Source organism: Sphingomonas sp. Root720 (assembly GCF_001428605.1).
Classification (GTDB): Bacteria; Pseudomonadota; Alphaproteobacteria; order Sphingomonadales; family Sphingomonadaceae; genus Rhizorhabdus.
The window spans coordinates 55,380-71,499 of record NZ_LMID01000017.1 but is presented as its reverse complement, the minus strand read 5'-3'; the positions used below and the strand labels follow the sequence as shown (position 1 = coordinate 71,499).

Here is a 16,120-nt window from a genome sequence, read left to right as displayed (position 1 = left end):
ACGATGGCGACCCTAGTGAGCGGTCGTGCGTCCGACAGCCGGATCAAAATACACCTCCTCGACTTCGAATTTTCCGGCGCGCTTGCGGGTCTGGACCACGACGTCGACGAGCATGTGCAAGAGCCCACGGATATCGTCGCGGGCCAGATCGCGTCCGCCTTCGGATTCCTTCACCAGCAACGTCAGCTGCTCGAACGCGCCCATCGCCGAGCCGGCATGGACGGTCGTGATCGAACCTGGATGGCCCGAGTTGACGTTGCGCAGATAAAAGAAGGCCGTGCCGTCCCGCAGCTCCTGCAGGAGGATGCGATCGGGCCGCATGCGCAGCGCACTCTCGAGCAATTGCTTGGGGCCGACCTTCGCGAGCCCCTGTCGCTCGCTCGAATAGACCATGTGCACGACATTGCGATGTTCGACAACGAGCTCGCGCGTATCCTCGATCGTGAGCAGCCGCTCATCCGGCGGGATCAGCTGGATCAGCGCCTTGGCAAAGGTGGTCTTGCCCGAGCCGGTCGCGCCGCTCACCAGGATATTCTTGCGGGCGGCAACGGCCGTTCGGAAGAAAGCTGGCCAATCGCCGACATCGCGCTGCGCAATCAGCTGCGCATCGACTTCGCCAAGGCCTTGCGCAGCGGCGCGCGTGCTCATGAACAGCCCCGAATCTGCGAGCTGGTCGATCGCGAGGGTTACGCGCGAAGGCTTGCGGACGGTGAAGGACGGCGCGCCCGTTGGTGTCACTGACGGAATGACGATCTGACAGCGCTCACCCCCTGGCAAGATGGTCGAGCAGATCGGCGTCTCCGCATTCACGTCCTGCCGGGTGAAGCTTGCCGCTGCGACGGCGAGCGTCGCGAGCCATTCGCTATCGAGCTCGGCGACATTGTGCCAATGCCAGCCCAGATGGTCCTCAATGCCGACCTCGCCGGGCTTGTTGATGACAAGCTCAGTCACCTCGACCGGCTCCAGCAGCGGCAGGATCGGTGCGAGATAATGGCGCAGGACAGCGGTATCGCCCATCCTCAGCGCCGCAACTCGAGATTGTAAACGTCGGCGAAATTGAAGTCCTTGGCGACGAAGATGCCGACTTCCTCGCCCTGGTTCTTTTTCAGGACCGGACGGATGTTGATACTGTTCTGTAGCGCGATGCTCGCCCCCTCGCTCGGGGTCCGTGTCGTGTTGTTAAAATTGTTACTCCCGCCGGAGACGGACTGTCCGGCGATGTAGGCGGCGTCGTCGACCAGCGAGAGCAGCAGTGCGCTGCCAAACCGCGCCCAAAAGAAGGTGTCGACGGACCCGGCAATGCCGGCACGCCCGAGCGCATCGGACCCCGGAGAGGCCAGATCGATGCGCACGCCCTGCGGCGTGACGGCCCGGGTCCAGAGCACAAAGAGCCGGTTCTGCCCCTGCTGGATGCCACCATGATATTCGCCAAGGACTTTGGTGCCCTTCTCCATCAGCACGACGAGGCCATTCTCCGAATAGACGTCCCGCGGAATGAGGCAGGAGGTGTAACCCGGCTGCGCCGAATTCATGGCGGTCTGAAGAATGCAGGGAATCAGCGTGCCGGCGGTGACGAGATAGTTGCGATTGGGCAGCATCGAGGCGCGTGCCTCGCCAACGGCCGAACTCTGACGAAGCGCATCGAGCGCATTGGGCGCGCTGCGGACGGCCGGATCGGTCGAGCCGTCGCCAGCTGTGCCCGCATTGCCGGTATCGGAGCCAGCACCGTTAGAGCCTCCCGGTGCCTGCAGCGCGTCGCGGCCGCCATAGGCGATCAATGTTGAACGACGTGCCTGATCGGCCAGGTTCTGGCGCGTGTTCTGCGGCGCCGCCGCTGGCTGCGCTCCGGGCTCTATTGCCGGAACGATCTGTCCGTCAGGGCCAACGGTCGGTGGAGGATTGAGGACGGGAGCGTTGGGATCGGCGCTCAAGGCGCCGAGCGGCTTGGGTTTCGCTGCGACAGCATCATAAGCGACCGTTTCGCGCGCCGCGAGATCCGGCCGCTTGGCCATTGCCTCGGGCTTTCCCATCAAACTCGAGCCGGTCTTGCTCGGTCCCGAGTTCACCCACAAAATGCCGAGCACCATCGCCGTCCCGGCGAAAATCAGGGCTGTATTCCGCTTTGCCGGCGTCATCCCCCCGATCGGGTCGATGCCGCGCTCGCGGACGATTTCGTCGCGTTCGGGTGTCGGATCGCCCTGCGGGCGGCGAGGGGCTTCGGCCGCAATCTCGTCCATCGCACTCACTCCTTCGGGTCTTGTATGGTGCGCTCGACATGCGGCGATGCGGTGTTGGTGCCGTGATCGACGCCATAAGGTGTCGGCGCGAGGTTATAGATGCACAGCACCTCCCGGTTCCGGCGCAGGCGCAGTTGAGCCGCCACGGCGTGGACGACCACAAACTCGTCGCGGACATCGAACGGGACCAAGGACTCCGAGCCGTCCGGTCGCACCAGATAGATCGCCGGGATTTCGTGGTTGCCGGGGAAGCGCAGGACCGTGAACTGGCCGTTGTCGGAGATCTCCGACGGCTGAAGATCTCTCGCACCCTGGACCTTGTAATTCAGATTGCGCGGTCCATCGATGACGCCATGGTCGAGGGCGCCCCGGACGGCGCTCGCCTGCAGCGCTGCAACGCGCTGCGCCTCCTGGGTGGCGCGCATGCGAGCGGCACGATCGGCCTCATCGCGCGGGTAGTGAAACCGAACCTGGAAGAATGTGTCACGGCTCCCGCTGCCGATCGGTCCCCGGCGCGCGGTCAGTTCGAAGGCGTAGTTGCGCAGTTCGCCCCCGCGATTGGTCGTGACGATGAGGTTGGTCGGTCCCGCACGCTCGCGGGGTTTCAGGAACAGAATATGACCGGCAACCGCCACTTCCCATGAGACGGTGTCGCCGAGCGCGACATGTTCGATTGTCTCATCGGCGTCGAGCACCACCTGGGTCGCCGTCCGAAATGTGCCGACGATCCGGTAGACCTGGGTCTCCTGATATTCGACGAACTTTACACGTGGATCCGCCGGCCCTCCGCGCGGGGTGTCCTCCCCAAGGGCGGGTGTCGCTATAATGGCGAGAAGGCTCGCTATAGAGAGAAGGCGGTTCATCGCACCACCTCGGGGTCCGCGCGATAATTCTCGACCTGGAAGCCCAATGGATTGCGATAGCGGTCGCCCTCCGCCATCGGCGCATTCGTGTACCGGAAGGTGACGGTCGCGATCCAGTCGCTGCTCTGCGTATCGGTGTCGGTCTGCACCGTCCGCGTGAAGCGGACGTTTGCAACCCGATCGTTGATGAAGGCAATATTGCGCACGCGGGCCTGGACGACCGCACCCTTGCCCCAGACAACCTGTGGGCTCGCGGCATTGTTCGAACTGAAAAACCGGCCCCAGCGCTGTTGCTCGCCTGGTTCGGACAGGATTGTGACAGCGCGAAAATTCTCTTCGGCCGCCGCTGGCAACCAGCTTTCCCGTGTCCGGACATATTGCGCGAGGAAGAATTTCGTGACCGCCTCGTCATAGCGCATCGGTTTCTGGGTGAGGGTGGTCTGCACATCGACCGCGCCTGTCGTCTGATTGACGCGAATAATGTACGGCATGACCGTCTTCAGCGGGGCCAGGCCCGCGAGTGCGAAGCCCTCCGCGGTCGCGGCAAGCAGCCCCAGGCCGGCCACGACCCAGGCGATGCGTTCGGATCGTAACGATTTGCGCTGACGGTCCTGATCCCAGGATCGGGCATGCCCGAAATAGAGTTCAGCGTCTTTTGCCGGCACGCCTTCGGTCTGGTTCCGCATGATCAGCAACTCCCAAGGGTGCCGGGGGTCGCGCGCGCGGACGTCTTCTCGGGAAGCGGGGCGGGAACAGGCGGGGGCGGAGTGCCGGCATCAACTGGCTGTTTGATCTGCGGCACGGGCGGCGGGGCAGGGGGTGCCACGATTGCCGGGAGCGGCGAACCCGGCAGCACGCTCCCGTAGATGTTCACCTCGCGCAGATGTTTGCCGTTGCAGACGGGTAGTTTCTTTGGCCCCGATGCCCCTTGGGCGAGTGACGGGATCAGTGCGATGACGACGGCTGATCGCCAGAGCGCGCGGACTATCGTGGTTGGTCTCGTCAAAGGGTCTTCCTTCCTCATGCGCGGCTCACCGAACCACCGCGCTGGGCGGCACGTTCGAGATTGCGACTGTTGCGAGCGCTGCGGCGTTGCTGGAACGGTGCCGCCATGGTCCCCCAGGCCGAGCCGGCAAAAGCGCCGACGCCGGCCGCAGCGCCCCCCGCAATGCCGGTCGCGATCGACGGGGCCTGAAAGAAGAATATCGTCCCAAGGAAGATGTAGACCGCAAACAAGACAGCGCCGATCGTCACGTCCGGGGTGCCTTCGGCCGCAGTCAGCGCCGTGGCACCAAGATCGGTGATCAGAGCCGTGATGGCGATGATCACCGCCATTAGGACGATGTAGTTGAATACCTGCCCGAGCCATCCGTAGAAGAAGCGACGCGTGGTTTCGAAGAGCGATAACGCTATGAAGATCGGACCAAGCGCGATCACGATGGCGAGCGCCACCTTCGCGAACACGGTTATCGCAAATCCGATTGCTGCGGAGAGGCCCGCCAATCCGTAAATCGCCACCGCCAGCGTGAGCAGAACGAGCTTCCACGGATTAATGTCGAGATAGGTCGCGGCTTCGGTTCGGATGATCAAAACGAGGGAATCGACCTGACCAAAATAATCGTCGAACACCGAACCGACGCTAGTGATGGTCTTGCCCGCCAGCGCCTGTGAGATGGCGTCCGGCATCCCATGAAAGAGCGGATTCGTGATCCACTCGGAGTAGGCGACGGTTGTGGCTGCAACATAGAGGAGGCAGAGCTTCACCATCCGGTACACCAGCTCGCCCCAAGGCTCGCTGACGATACCGCGCATCACCATATAGCCGAACAGCGCGATGTAGATGACCAAGCCAAGCGCCAGCGGTCCCCGCACGACATCAATGACGTTGTTGAGACGCTCGTTCAGGAAGAGATCGAGCTTCCCGTCGATGTTGGTGTAGATATCCGCGAAGAGTGTGGACGCCATGGCCAATTCCCCGCCTATTTGTGATCCAGCGAACGCTCGAGCTTGTCGGCGTTCTCGACGTCCTTTGCGTTGCTGCATTCCTGGGCATCGGTGTGGGTGCCGTTGGCGCACGCGGCGAGGATCTCAGCGCGTAACTTGGGATCGGACTTCAGGTCCGCCTTGCCGATCGGCTGCCCGCAACCACTCAGGAACGTGGCCGCGAGAACTGGGAGGGCCGCGGCGATCCCCTTCACGGCCGGCTACTCAGGCTCTGCTGAAGCTTGGCGAGGCCGGTCTCGTCATCTCGCTGCGAACGCAGTCTCGCCTCGGCGGTCTGCCGCATCTGAAGCGCCTGAAGCTGGACCGCATCGTTCTGGATATGTGCATTTTCCACGCCAACACGGGCTTGGATATCCATCACGTCCTTCGCGTCCGACGCGGTGTCCAGCGACGAACGCAGTTCCTCGAGACCCGTCGTTCTCTGGGCAGTGACGCCATATGCTGCCTCGGCAATGGCCGCGTCGCGCGCCGCCATGTCGCCATTACGAGAAATGGAATCGCGGTTCGAGCGCTCGAAAGCGGTCGCGTCAGGGCGGAGCGCGGGAAGATCGACCCGGTAGTTGCTGCGAATCCGATCTGCTGAAGATCCAAGACTGCCAAGGCCTGTCGTGTCCGAAGACATAAGGCGCTGAATGTCCCGTGCCTCGCTTGGCAAGAGGTGGCGAACGGCGTCTGTGTTCAGGGACGAGGCAATCTGATTGACGTTCGTCAGCTTGTTGACGCTGTTGAACATCTCGGTGGCCTGGGAGATTTGCTGCTTCCCCTGTTCGATCATCGACAGGGTGTTCTTCACCGTTGAGAGGGTCTGCAGGAACGTGCTGGAATCATAGACCGGGATGCCCTGCGCGAACGCCGGCACGGAGATCGCCAATCCGCTGACAATCGCGAGCGCTCGTAGTGCTTTCATGACCTTATCCTTTCCTTCTGGTGGTGGCGCGGCGGCGCTCGTGAAAAACGGGCAGCCAATGGCTGGGATCGTCACCAAGTTCGCGACGAACCTGATCGAGAATTCCGACGGTTTCGGTGGTGCCCGAGAGGACGGCCAGCTCGTCGGACAGGCCGCCGAGATCGAGCTCCACCACGATGGAATCGTGACCCTGTTTGACCAGAAACCGACGACTTTCGGGGATCAGATCGTTTCTGATGAGCTTGAACTCGGCACGGGTGAGGCCGAGTCCATCGATATAATCGACCTCTCGTCCGTGGGGGTTGGGCAAGAGGATTTTGGTGGCGACCTGTTCCATGATGCTATGAGAGATGTCCGATCGCAGAGCGTCAGCCGGGCTTTGCGTCCCGAACACCAGAAAGGCATTCTGCTTCCGGTAGGTCTTCAGGCCATCCTGCGCGAAGGCGCGGAAGGCATCATCGCCCAGCGCCTTCCAGAACTCGTCGATGTCGATCACGAGGCGACGGCCATCGAGCAGGGCGTCGATCCGGTGGAACATGTACATCATGAGCGGCGTGCGGATCTCGGGATTGTCGAGGAAATCCGTCATGTCGAAACCGATGAACCGGGCCTCGAGCGTCAACTCGTCCCGGTCATTGTCGAACACCCAGCCAAGTGCGCCGCCGCGCGACCATTTCTCAAGCCGCGCGCCTATCCCTTCCGGATCGCGCTGTCCGAGCAATTGGCGAAGCGCGAGGATGGACCGCTCCTCCGGGGGAAGGCGTCCGATCGAGAGGATACCCTCGTCGATCATCCGCTCCTGCGTGACGCCGAGCTGGATGCCCGAGGGGGTCACCAGATGCCGGATCAACCTGCCGAGGAAGACTATGTTGCCCGGGGTTTGCTCAAGCGCGCGGAGTGGCGCGAACCCGGTCGGCACGCCATTGCGCAGCGCCAGATACGTGCCACCGGATGACCGCACATAGATCTCGGCCCCTCGGTCCTTGTCGATGAAGATCTGCTGCGCGCCGGTTTTCTCGAGCTGCCCCATCAGGAAATTCTGGACGACGGTCTTGCCGCCGCCCGACGGGCCGATGATCAGCGTGTGGCCAAGATCGTTCACATGGAAGTTGAAATAGAAGGGAGACTGGGCTGCGGTCTTCATCAACGCGATCGCAGCACCCCAGTGATTGCCATCGGGCTTGCCGGCGGGGAAAGTGTGGAACGGCGAGAGCGCGGCAAAATTGCGTGACGTGATAGCCGCAGGCCGCGCACGCCATGCGAAGTTGCCAGGAAGCTGCGACCAGAAGGCGGCCTCCAGCGCCGGACCCTCCCGAGCGGCTACCAGACCCGCGTCGGCAAGGGCGGCCCGTGCGGTCGAGAGATTTTCGGCGAGGCGTTTTTGATTTTCACCGAAGACCGCGAGCGAGAAATGATGTTCGCCCAGGACAAAGCGATTGCTCTGAAGATCATCGGCCGCGTCGGCCAGCTCAAGCGCTTGGCTCGCAGCGGCATCTTCGGTCGATGCCATCTGGTTCTGCCGACGGCGCAAGCGCTCCGAGGCCCGCGCTTTGCCCATGAACGCGAAGGACTGTGTGACGACGAACGCGAAATCCTGGCTGAGGAGCGCGTTCATCTGTCCTGGCCGCGTCATGGCCGGATATTCGCGGATGCCGAAAAGGCCGACGAACCGGCTCGTGTCATGCGCCCGCACCTCGACCGTCTCGCGACCGAAGATCACCCGTTCCCCATAGATGGCGGAGCCGAGATGGCCTCGGACCAGGGGCACCCTGCCAGCGCGGCCCATCATCACCAGTTCGAGAACCTCGAGCGGCTGCGAGAACATCAGGCCATTATACTCGTACAAGTGGAGGCGTCGGGGCCGGCAGCGTGCGAGGAGCTTCTCGATGTCACGCGCCTTATCCTCGAAGAGCGCAAGCTCGTCCTCGTCGACTTCGGCTCGCTCCTTGCGCGCCGATGCCAGACGTCGAAGGAGCACGCCGGTACGATCAGCCGATCCAACGGACGGGCGCATGATGAGCGTCAGGTAGAGCTCGTTCACGAACATGCGCTTGGCGGTCACCCGCGCGCGGTATTTTGCATCGAGATCGGCCGCAAAGGCCGAGCGAAACTCGCCTTCGGGATAGTCCGTGATCGGCCGGCGGACGATATGGGTCCAGATCGCGAGGCGATCGTCGGCAATATTACGCAGCGTGCCGTTGAGCTTTTCGTGCCAGTCGTTGAGATGGATTGGGTCGGCCGTCTCGAATGCGAGGCCATCGAGCTTGAACATCATCATGAGGTCGCGCCCGTCGAGCGCGATGACGTTGTCGTCGATATGACGCGCATAAGGGAGGTAGCGCCCGGGGTCCGCCTCGTTCTTGAGGATCCGCCACGGCGTCCGGGCGGCAGCGCCGCCCAACGAGTTGGCCCGGCTAGCCATGCGCAAAGCCCCGGCGTTTCGCCCCATCGATCGGCAGGGGCGAGTAAGAGCTACCGCCCCACCATCCCCGGTTGCGGCATCGTGCCTTTGTCGTTGTCCAGAGCCACAAGAGGCGGAAGGCGTTTGCGTCGTGCCGCACGATCAGCCGGGCTATGGCCAGAAAGGCCCCGGCTAGCGCAAAAGCGTAAAGCGGGTTGCCGGTGACGATGAGCGTCAGGCACGCCGCCAGCGCAATCGGCAGCGATGCTTCGATCGGAACGCCCAACCACATCGTCGGCCGGGTCACGGCCAGGAAGAGCGTTTCTTCCCTGAGTTTTTCATCGTCCATCACAGCGCACTCACGCGCCGCCAGTGATGGTATCGACGATCCACTGTGCGCTGAACACGATGAAGATGCCGACGATGACGGTGACCAGGAGCCCCAAGCTTGCCCGCCCGGTGAAGAACATGAAACCCACGATGACGACCGCGATCACCGCGATCGTTTTCGCAAAAGTACCGGTCAGCCAGGTCTTGATATTCTCGGCCATCGACGTGACGCCGTCGGCCGCTTGGGCATGGGCCGGATCAGTGAGCAGGAGCGACACCGCAATGACCGCGAGAAACAGTGCCAGATATTGCGCGAAAGTGCGCCGCCGCGGCGTCAACCATATCTTGGAATTGGTCGCTAAGGCAGTCATTCGGATTGTCCTTTCGGTGAACTGTTGGATGCTCCCCCAAAGACCATCAATGATGCCGTCTGCGCCCCCGCAGTGGTGTCCCATGCCTCTTGGACGCGCGGTGAGCGAACCTCCGCCGAAGGCTGCGCGACTGTGGGTTCCGGCTTCACTGGCGCGGGCAAAGCGGCGGGTTCTGGGATCGCTTGGCGCCTGATCGCCGGCACGACGACACTCGACGACGCATAGACGCGGCCGACATAACCATTTCCAAACCCGCGGGAACGACTGCCCGTATTGTACATCGACATGGCGGTCGCGATGGCCACCTCTGTAGAGGGGCTAGAGCGCGCAACGCTCAGATAGTTGGAAGCCAGCACGCGTGCGGCTGCGGCGAGATTGCGGCAGGGATCGAAGGCGTCCTCGACCGACAGGCCAAGCCACCTGAGATTTGCGCTGTTGATTTGCCCCAGACCAAGATCGATGTTGTAGCCGCGGGCGATCAGCGATCGAGCGACTGCGGCGGCCGACACCCGATCGCTGGGATTGGGTGCGGCAACGCCGTTCGCATTCACGCCGATGGCGTAGGGGTTGAAATGACTCTCGGTGTGGACGACCGACACAAGCGTTTCGACCGCAACCGATGGTGCGCATTGCTGCGCCAGTCCGACCACGGTTGCGAGCTCCAGGATCACTGTGGTGTGGCCCCGGGTTCGCCGGGAGACGCTGGCAAGCGTTCAATATTCGCAAGCGAATAGGATTGCTGCCGCCCGTCGGTGAACGTCATCACCACCCGGCGCCGCGAAGCGGAATCGCGATCATAGACCTTGGTCTTCGCAACGCCACCACCGGAGCAGCCGGGGAATGAACCGCCCAATGCCAAACGCTCCCAGAGCTTCACCATGGGCGGCACGCAGGCGGGGTACTGGGTCGCACCGCCCGGGTTCGAGAGGCAAAGCAAAACCTGGCAGCCCAGATCGTTGGCGGACACAGGAGCCGCCTGGGCGAACAGCGCCACGATCGGAACGGCAAGGGCAAGGCGCAGGCGCCGCATCTGATTTCTCCGCTTTTCAGCGCCGCTGCATTAAAAATGCGCCGACCACTCTCCGTTGAAAATCACCTCTCTTTTGAACTCGGTGCGGCCATTTCGTGCAATCCCCCCACAAGGGGGGAGCCGAGGTGCAAGGTCGTGCAAGACGGCAGGAATGCAGGGCGGCGTTGATCGCCAGCCATCCCTTGAGCCTCAAGTCGGAGAGACCTGAAGCGCCTATTCGCTATTGTGGGGGGCGACGCTGCTAGACGAGCGCGTCGATGTTCAGATGTCCGTCTCGGACAGCGCGAAGCACAAGCTGGGTCCGGCGACGCACGCCATACCGCCGGCGCGCACCTTCGACATATTCATGGACAGTGTCGCGGCTCAGACCCAGGATCTGTCCGATCTCCCAGTCGCTCTTGCCCTGTGCCACCAGATCAATGCAGTCGATCTGCCGCGGGCTGAGCGCTATCGGGACGTTTGCCAGTTCATCGGGACCGAGAAGGGCTCGAGCCTGGTCGAACGCAACCGTGCCAATCAATCGGGCAGAGAGAAGGTCCGGGCTTGAGATCGTCTCATCGCCTTGCCGCGCTACTGTAAACATCGCGTCAGGCTCATCGCGCATCCGGATCGGCATAGTAAACCCAGATACCAGTCCATGTCCGCGACCCCGTTCAAGGATCGAAAGCTGGCGGGTATTGGGCGCGATATAATCGCCGATTTGATCCCAGGTGAGGCCGGAGACGGTTTTGACGCAAGCGGCGTGAACCGGATCCTCAAGATAGAGTCGTGACTCCATAATTTCCTCGATCCAGCGCACTGGATAGGTGGTTATCAGCAGGGCTTTCCGAGTGGTTCGCTTCAAGTCGACATTGTGCACCAATGCGAACCAGCGGAACCCGAACTGGCGGACAATATCATCGAGCAAGGATTTGAGCTGATCGAGCGTCGCCGCCTGCCGGCATTCGGCTTCGAATGCGGTGATATCGCCCAAGCGGCCAGCATCTTCAAGACTGCTCATAGTGCGAATGATTCGCATTTCGATAGCGGTTTCGTCCAGTCACCGTTCGGCGAAGCCATTGAAAAACAAGACTGGATGCGTCCTGCAGGCAGCTCCCCGCAACAAATGCACAGGTCGTCTTAGCCGGGAGCTGCCCGGTGCGATGATGAAAGGACGCGCGTGACACTTTACCTTCGGGCAAAGTGTCACAGCCGACAAAATGATGAAGCCACCGGCCAAATGGGATTCACTTCAACCCCCATATGTGCTTGATTCAATCCTGTTATGTTGCACGCTCCGATCATCGGCGACAGCCGCCAGCAACTGGATATGCCGTCCTTGTTGGAGATGCTTGCGCGGTCCTCGTCTCGGCCGCGCTACGCCTTCATGGTGCTCAACCTGATTGCCCAAGTTTCCCGTTCCGACGGCCGCGCAGGACCGCTGGTAGCCAAGGGCGGCGGCCTCATTCCCTTGCGTGACTGGCTTTGTGATGCACTGACGCCGATGGGGCAGCGCGACCCCCGTCGCGTGGCCCTGGAAGAACGGATACGCAGCGATCTGGCAATGTCCGGCGCGTTGCCGATGGATGGGGGTCAGGCCACGGCCATGGTCGAAGACGCCATCCGTGAGCAGGTACGGGCTTCGGGCAAGACGAATGTGAGCCGGGCGGTGTCGGAGCTGGTGCGCGCTGGCTTGCTCAAGCGGCACTATCAAGGCTATTGCGTCGATCACCATAATCGCGGTGCGCAGCGCCAAGCCGTTTATATTTTGGCAGGGTGCGCGCGCGGTCTGATTGGCGGCAGACAAGAACAGCCGAGAGCGGTCCCAAAGCAGGCTGAACTGGCGTTCTGATTGCTCCGGAATTGGCCGAATTTAACATAACCATTATTATCAATCCGGAAAATTGTAGCAGCAACGTTCAGATGTCACAGTTGCGCAAAGTAGAGATGTCTCACTTGGGCTACCGTGCCCTCCGGCTGTTCGGAGGTATTGAGCATGGCGGTGTTGCGTATGAGTACCGAGGAGCTTTCGCGGGTCGAGACGCTGATGCATGTGGTTTCAGGTCGCATGACCGTCACCCAGGCCGCAAGGCTGATGAGCGTCAGCCGCCGCCACGCCCATCGACTGCTGACGCGTTACCTTGACGATGGATCATCCGGGCTTTTGTCGCGCCGCCGTGGTCGACCAAGTAACCGGCGCTTGGATGATGCCATCAGAGATCAGATTGTCGCACTGGTTCGGACCCATTATCATGATTTTGGGCCTACATTGGCTGCGGAGTATTTGGCCGAACGGCATGATCTCCGGATTTCGCGTGAGAAGCTGCGGCAGATGATGATCGAGGCCGGGATTTGGAAGGATCGTCAGGCTCGCCGTCCTCGCCCATATCAGCCGCGCTACCGCCGGGATTGTCGGGGCGAACTGATCCAGATCGACGGCTCAAAACATTGGTGGTTCGAAGACCGCGGCCCGCAATGCACATTGCTGGTCTATATCGACGACGCGACCAGCGAACTGATGCACCTCAGGATGGTCGAGAGCGAGAGCACCTTCGCTTACATGGAGGCGACCCGCGCGTATATCGAACGGCACGGCAAGCCGGTGGCCTTTTATTCCGACAAGCACAGTGTTTTCCGGAACGCGCGGGCCAGCGCCGCGCGTGGCGACGGGATGACGCATTTTGGCCGTGCGCTGGATGCCCTGAACATCGAGATCATCTGCGCCAACTCGCCACAGGCCAAGGGCCGCGTCGAGCGGGCCAACGCCACCTTGCAGGATCGCCTGGTGAAAGCGATGCGACTGGAGGGTATCTCGTCGATCGCGGACGCAAACGCTTTCCTCGACAGTTATATGGCCAGGCACAACGAGCGGTTTGCCCGCCCTGCCTTCGATGTCCGCGATCTGCACCGCCCGCTTGCACCGCATGACGATCTGCGCTCGATCATGGTCTGGCGGGAGCAGCGAACGGTGACGGCAGCGCTGACGCTGCACTACAACAAGGCGATGTTCATCCTGGAGCCGAACGATGTCAGCGAAAAGCTGGCGCGCAAGCGGGTGACGGTCTGCGAATATCCCGACGGTCGACTGGAGATCGAGCATGAGGGCCATGTCCTGCCCTATCGTCAGTTCGACAAGATGCGGCAGGTGAACCAGCCTGCCATTGTCGAGAACAAGCATCTGGACGCAGCGTTGCTGCTGGCCCGGCAGATGCAGGCGATCATGCCGCATCATCGCAAACGCAACAATGACGCCCCTGCCCGCCGTGACCAACCCATGCATCTGTTCCCCGAGCCGGAACCACCCGCGAAGATCGATCGCCGCAAACTGGGCGGCTCGAAGCTCAAGCGCGGTCCCAGGCTCAGTGATGAGGCGTTGCACGAACGCGGCACGCTCAGGTTCGTGCAGAGGACATGACCGGGCCCACTGCAGGGCAGCGGGTCCATGGCCACTACCCCAAGATCAGCGCATCAGCAGGGTCTGCGCTGCGCTATCCCGAGGGCTCCACGCAGCCCCTGCTGTCCTCAACGTGTGACATTTCTATATGGCAGAAATTGTGACTTCTCTAAATGGCAGGAACAAAAATATCCGCACTGGCCGATGTGTCTATCGGCGTGATCCTCCCCGCGCGGCGTCACATCGCCGACCAGCTTCTCCAAATCATGTAGAGAGCAACACAGAAGATCAGCGCCGCGAATACGCTGTTGAGAAGACCCTTACGGGCAGACATCCGTTTCGATGCAGCGGCCCCCACGACACCGCCAACGATGCCGCCGCCGATGAACGTCGCGGCAAGGCTCCAGTCGATCAAACCGGAAAACGCATAATTGAGCGCGGTTGTCAGGCCGAAGGCGGCCACGGCGACAAGCGATGATCCTACCGCATTGATCATCGGCATGCCGGTCGATGCCATGAGGCCAGGCACGATCAGGAAGCCGCCGCCAATGCCGAAGAAGCCTGAAAACAGACCCGTTGCGCTGCCATAGGCGATGACCTTGGGGGCATTTTCGCGCCGGCATTGGACGTCAGGATTGCCCAGATTGTCGCGATTGCGCAGCATCAGCGCGCCGACCACCAGCATGAGGATCGCGAACAAAAAGAGCAGGTGCTGGCCGTCGAACGCCTTGCCAAGCGTCGAACCCCCATAGGCACCCAGCACACCGGCAAGGGCATACATGCCCGCGCAGCGCCATTTGATCGTGCCCTGCCGGGCATGAGGAATGAGGTTAGCGCCGGCATTGGCAGCGACCGCAAGCGCGCTGGTGCCGATCGCGACGTGTGGCGACGCAACGCCGACCAGATAGACCATCAACGGCACCGCTAGGATGGAGCCCCCGCCTCCGACCAGACCGAGCGTGAAGCCTACAAGCGAGCCCGAAGCGGCGCCAAGCAGATATTGGACTGGCTCGAGCATGAATGCCCTACAGCCTGTTCAAAGGAAGCTTGAGATAGCGGGTACCATTGTCCTCGGGCTCGGGCAGGTTGCCGCCGCGCATGTTCACCTGAATCGAAGGAAGGATCAGCCGCGGCATGCCGAGTGTTGCATCGCGCGCTTCACGCATCGCGACAAACGCCTCCTCGGTGACGCCTGGATGGACATGGACGTTGCCTTGCCGCTCGTCGGCTACGGTCGTCTCCCAGACGAACTTGTCGCGCCCCGGCGCCTTATAGTCATGGCACAAAAACAGTCGGGTCCGATCGGGGAGTCCCAGCAGGCGGTGGATCGACTGAAACAATGTCCGTGCGTTGCCGCCCGGAAAATCGGCGCGGGCGGTGCCATAATCGGGCATGAACAGCGTGTCGCCGACGAAGGCGAGGTCACCGATGACGTAGGCCATATCGGCGGGCGTGTGCCCGGGGACGTGGAGCGCGATTCCCTCGAGCGAGCCAAGCCGGAAGCGTTCGCCATCGCCTAGCAGGGGTCACTACACGAAAGTGAGTTTTACGTACGCTAGGCGCGAACGGACGGGGAACGGCGTGAGCTGGGTGGTAAGGCGACAGGCATCTCTCGACCGAGGCGACGTCCAAGCGGACGCCTTGTGAAAGAGTGGCTTAAAACGGGGCGGGTATCGCCCGACGTAGGCGCATCCTTGTAATTCCCTCTTGGTCTAGCACCAGCCCAACTGTCCATTCTCCACCAAGGAAGAGTGTCATTGGCCTTAAGGAGTGCTTGTCGAGCGTAGTGAGATCCGATGCTTGAAGAATATCAGGATAGGCTCTTGAGGCAGGTCCAACGAAGGTAATCGCGTTGATCGGAAGCTCCGCTAGCGCTTCACGCGCATCTTTGATGATTTTCATTCCAGGAACTGGACGTAGTTTGGGATGCTTACGCTGGAAGTCGAGCATCTCAGGACCTAGCAGGTCTTCAACAGACAGCGGGAACGCAAGCCTTCGCCCATGTTTGGCAGCGGCATTTGCGGATACAAGCAATCGGACCGCTTGCAACGCTTGCTTCGCCTCGCCGGGCTCGGGTGTGAAAAAGCTTGTTCTTGGCGCTGAGCAGGTGAGCGTAGCTGGCGCTCCTTCTCCGATCCACCGGTACGAAACTACCGTCGAGATGTCTCTAGGTGTCCAGCTTGGAGAAGTGCCATCCGGCATCGGCTTCGCTGGCTTTAAAAAGAGCGTTGCGACTAATTGCTGGCAAAAACCAGGTTCTGTAGCCGGGGTGGGCTGAAAATAAAGCTTTACGCGCGTAGCGGCAGGAGGGCCAGGCGGAGCCGGTGGTTCCATTCCTTGCGGCCCCACAATTGCTTCCACAACCGGTAAAGTCGCTTCTGAAAGCAGGGCCCGACCGAGTTCTCGAGGTGAGAGCGTTTTGGCTTGCTCGGGACTGATTGCGGCGCCGTCGCTCTTTAGGGCCAATACTGCCGACCCTTGCAGTTCTGCCTCCGCGGCGGCAGTCACAGGGAAAACCGTCATTGCAATCAATGGCATGAGCAGGAGCGTGAATGACCGCATTTGGATATCCTATGATTGGCGCACGATGGCGGCAAGTGGGCG

The 16,120-nt window shown here is 61.7% G+C and carries 17 protein-coding genes and 1 pseudogene; 2 read left to right on the top strand and 16 right to left on the bottom strand.

The window, feature by feature from the left end; translation table 11 throughout:
- Positions 1 to 12: 12 nt before the first annotated feature.
- The 13 genes from virB11 to ASE22_RS25710 form a co-directional block, all read right to left on the bottom strand.
- Positions 13 to 1,017 carry a P-type DNA transfer ATPase VirB11 gene (gene virB11, locus ASE22_RS25765; RefSeq protein ID WP_056366802.1) on the bottom strand — a complete coding sequence of 335 codons (1,005 nt, stop codon included), beginning with the start codon at positions 1,015 to 1,017 and terminating at the stop codon, positions 13 to 15.
- 2 nt (positions 1,018 to 1,019) lie between these two features.
- Positions 1,020 to 2,237, bottom strand: a complete 1,218-nt coding sequence (gene virB10, locus ASE22_RS25760; RefSeq protein ID WP_056366896.1) for a type IV secretion system protein VirB10 — start codon at positions 2,235 to 2,237, stop codon at positions 1,020 to 1,022.
- A gap of 5 nt (positions 2,238 to 2,242) precedes the next feature.
- The gene (gene virB9 / locus ASE22_RS25755) at positions 2,243 to 3,100 is read right to left on the bottom strand and encodes a P-type conjugative transfer protein VirB9 (RefSeq protein WP_056366798.1); all 858 of its coding nucleotides are present in this window, start codon (positions 3,098 to 3,100) and stop codon (positions 2,243 to 2,245) included.
- Positions 3,097 to 3,786 carry a virB8 family protein gene (locus ASE22_RS25750; RefSeq protein ID WP_056366893.1) on the bottom strand — a complete coding sequence of 230 codons (690 nt, stop codon included), beginning with the start codon at positions 3,784 to 3,786 and terminating at the stop codon, positions 3,097 to 3,099. Before ASE22_RS25750 ends, virB9 begins: the two co-directional genes overlap by 4 nt.
- 334 nt (positions 3,787 to 4,120) lie before the next feature.
- On the bottom strand, positions 4,121 to 5,065 hold the full coding sequence (locus ASE22_RS25745; RefSeq protein WP_056366796.1) for a type IV secretion system protein: 945 nt from the start codon (positions 5,063 to 5,065) through the stop codon (positions 4,121 to 4,123).
- A gap of 14 nt (positions 5,066 to 5,079) precedes the next feature.
- On the bottom strand, positions 5,080 to 5,298 hold the full coding sequence (locus ASE22_RS25740; protein WP_056366793.1) for an EexN family lipoprotein: 219 nt from the start codon (positions 5,296 to 5,298) through the stop codon (positions 5,080 to 5,082).
- Positions 5,295 to 6,011, bottom strand: coding sequence for a type IV secretion system protein (locus ASE22_RS25735; protein ID WP_056366790.1), 717 nt, complete (start codon positions 6,009 to 6,011; stop codon positions 5,295 to 5,297). Before ASE22_RS25735 ends, ASE22_RS25740 begins: the two co-directional genes overlap by 4 nt.
- A gap of 4 nt (positions 6,012 to 6,015) precedes the next feature.
- The gene (locus ASE22_RS25730) at positions 6,016 to 8,433 is read right to left on the bottom strand and encodes a VirB4 family type IV secretion/conjugal transfer ATPase (protein ID WP_056366788.1); all 2,418 of its coding nucleotides are present in this window, start codon (positions 8,431 to 8,433) and stop codon (positions 6,016 to 6,018) included.
- Positions 8,426 to 8,761: a type IV secretion system protein VirB3 gene (locus ASE22_RS25725; protein WP_056366786.1), complete on the bottom strand. Its 336-nt coding sequence runs from the start codon at positions 8,759 to 8,761 to the stop codon at positions 8,426 to 8,428. Before ASE22_RS25725 ends, ASE22_RS25730 begins: the two co-directional genes overlap by 8 nt.
- A 10-nt stretch (positions 8,762 to 8,771) precedes the next feature.
- A complete protein-coding gene (locus ASE22_RS25720; protein ID WP_056366780.1) occupies positions 8,772 to 9,113 on the bottom strand; it encodes a TrbC/VirB2 family protein in 342 nt (113 codons plus the stop codon).
- Positions 9,110 to 9,784, bottom strand: coding sequence for a lytic transglycosylase domain-containing protein (locus ASE22_RS26490; RefSeq protein WP_082545418.1), 675 nt, complete (start codon positions 9,782 to 9,784; stop codon positions 9,110 to 9,112). Before ASE22_RS26490 ends, ASE22_RS25720 begins: the two co-directional genes overlap by 4 nt.
- The gene (locus ASE22_RS25715; protein ID WP_056366777.1) at positions 9,781 to 10,143 is read right to left on the bottom strand and encodes a hypothetical protein; all 363 of its coding nucleotides are present in this window, start codon (positions 10,141 to 10,143) and stop codon (positions 9,781 to 9,783) included. Before ASE22_RS25715 ends, ASE22_RS26490 begins: the two co-directional genes overlap by 4 nt.
- 241 nt (positions 10,144 to 10,384) lie before the next feature.
- Complete coding sequence (locus tag ASE22_RS25710; RefSeq protein WP_056366890.1) at positions 10,385 to 11,143, bottom strand: autoinducer binding domain-containing protein; 759 nt, start codon at positions 11,141 to 11,143, stop codon at positions 10,385 to 10,387.
- A gap of 264 nt (positions 11,144 to 11,407) precedes the next feature.
- On the opposite strand from ASE22_RS25710, the gene ASE22_RS25705 reads away from it, so the two are divergent.
- Positions 11,408 to 11,974 carry a hypothetical protein gene (locus ASE22_RS25705; protein ID WP_056366774.1) on the top strand — a complete coding sequence of 189 codons (567 nt, stop codon included), beginning with the start codon at positions 11,408 to 11,410 and terminating at the stop codon, positions 11,972 to 11,974.
- 144 nt (positions 11,975 to 12,118) lie between these two features.
- Positions 12,119 to 13,537 carry an ISNCY family transposase gene (locus ASE22_RS25700; protein WP_056366771.1) on the top strand — a complete coding sequence of 473 codons (1,419 nt, stop codon included), beginning with the start codon at positions 12,119 to 12,121 and terminating at the stop codon, positions 13,535 to 13,537.
- Between the two features lie 217 nt (positions 13,538 to 13,754).
- On the opposite strand, the gene ASE22_RS25695 is transcribed toward ASE22_RS25700, so the two are convergent.
- From ASE22_RS25695 to ASE22_RS27090, 3 genes and pseudogenes are all read right to left on the bottom strand, one after another.
- The gene (locus ASE22_RS25695) at positions 13,755 to 14,534 is read right to left on the bottom strand and encodes a sulfite exporter TauE/SafE family protein (protein ID WP_056366769.1); all 780 of its coding nucleotides are present in this window, start codon (positions 14,532 to 14,534) and stop codon (positions 13,755 to 13,757) included.
- Between the two features lie 7 nt (positions 14,535 to 14,541).
- A pseudogene (locus tag ASE22_RS25690) lies at positions 14,542 to 15,039 on the bottom strand (MBL fold metallo-hydrolase); the annotation flags it as partial.
- A 133-nt stretch (positions 15,040 to 15,172) separates the two neighbouring features.
- Positions 15,173 to 16,078, bottom strand: coding sequence for a hypothetical protein (locus ASE22_RS27090; protein WP_156397208.1), 906 nt, complete (start codon positions 16,076 to 16,078; stop codon positions 15,173 to 15,175).
- Positions 16,079 to 16,120 lie beyond the last annotated feature (42 nt).

Bases quoted from the DNA above. Each gene is read 5' to 3' on its own strand.
- virB9 (WP_056366798.1), bottom strand. From the start codon at position 3,100: ATGAACCGCCTTCTCTCTATAGCGAGCCTTCTCGCCATTATAGCGACA.
- ASE22_RS25700 (WP_056366771.1), top strand. From the start codon at position 12,119: ATGGCGGTGTTGCGTATGAGTACCGAGGAGCTTTCGCGGGTCGAGACG.
- ASE22_RS25730 (WP_056366788.1), bottom strand. From the start codon at position 8,433: ATGGCTAGCCGGGCCAACTCGTTGGGCGGCGCTGCCGCCCGGACGCCG.
- ASE22_RS25725 (WP_056366786.1), bottom strand. From the start codon at position 8,761: ATGGACGATGAAAAACTCAGGGAAGAAACGCTCTTCCTGGCCGTGACC.
- virB10 (WP_056366896.1), bottom strand. From the start codon at position 2,237: ATGGACGAGATTGCGGCCGAAGCCCCTCGCCGCCCGCAGGGCGATCCG.
- ASE22_RS25750 (WP_056366893.1), bottom strand. From the start codon at position 3,786: ATGCGGAACCAGACCGAAGGCGTGCCGGCAAAAGACGCTGAACTCTAT.
- ASE22_RS25710 (WP_056366890.1), bottom strand. From the start codon at position 11,143: ATGAGCAGTCTTGAAGATGCTGGCCGCTTGGGCGATATCACCGCATTC.
- ASE22_RS25735 (WP_056366790.1), bottom strand. From the start codon at position 6,011: ATGAAAGCACTACGAGCGCTCGCGATTGTCAGCGGATTGGCGATCTCC.
- ASE22_RS25720 (WP_056366780.1), bottom strand. From the start codon at position 9,113: ATGACTGCCTTAGCGACCAATTCCAAGATATGGTTGACGCCGCGGCGG.
- ASE22_RS25705 (WP_056366774.1), top strand. From the start codon at position 11,408: ATGTTGCACGCTCCGATCATCGGCGACAGCCGCCAGCAACTGGATATG.
- ASE22_RS25695 (WP_056366769.1), bottom strand. From the start codon at position 14,534: ATGCTCGAGCCAGTCCAATATCTGCTTGGCGCCGCTTCGGGCTCGCTT.
- ASE22_RS25715 (WP_056366777.1), bottom strand. From the start codon at position 10,143: ATGCGGCGCCTGCGCCTTGCCCTTGCCGTTCCGATCGTGGCGCTGTTC.
- virB11 (WP_056366802.1), bottom strand. From the start codon at position 1,017: ATGGGCGATACCGCTGTCCTGCGCCATTATCTCGCACCGATCCTGCCG.
- ASE22_RS27090 (WP_156397208.1), bottom strand. From the start codon at position 16,078: ATGCGGTCATTCACGCTCCTGCTCATGCCATTGATTGCAATGACGGTT.
- ASE22_RS25745 (WP_056366796.1), bottom strand. From the start codon at position 5,065: ATGGCGTCCACACTCTTCGCGGATATCTACACCAACATCGACGGGAAG.